The 325-nt window shown below is 54.5% G+C and carries 1 protein-coding gene; it reads right to left on the bottom strand.

Going from position 1 to position 325, the window contains the following annotated elements; all coding sequences use genetic code 11:
* A partial coding sequence (locus L696_RS28960) for an acyl carrier protein (protein ID WP_155985463.1) occupies positions 1-325 on the bottom strand: 325 nt, incomplete at both ends.

Here is a 325-nt window from a genome sequence, read left to right as displayed (position 1 = left end):
CATAAAGTAGCCGCACAGTTCGCGCAGCGTCTGGTATTCGAAGAACAGCGTCTTCGACAGTGGGCCAAAATCCTGCTCCAGCCGCACCGTCAGCTGCATGACCATGATCGAATCGATGCCGTACTTTTCCAGTGGCGCCTTCTCTTCGATCCGTTCTGCCGGCAGTTTTGTGATGTCCGACAGCAGTTTTTTGAAATAATGGACCGTTTTTTCCTGCAGACGTTCTGCCGGATCTGCAGTTCTTGTGCCCTCCGGAGCGATCGGATTAATCAAGGATCCGGCGGCCGGAGCAACCTCGCCGGACGCCCCTTCATGCTTATATGCT

The organism is Paenibacillus maysiensis (genome assembly GCF_000520815.1).
In the GTDB taxonomy this organism is placed as follows: Bacteria; Bacillota; Bacilli; order Paenibacillales; family Paenibacillaceae; genus Paenibacillus; species Paenibacillus maysiensis.
This window is presented reverse-complemented; position numbering and strand designations above follow the sequence as displayed.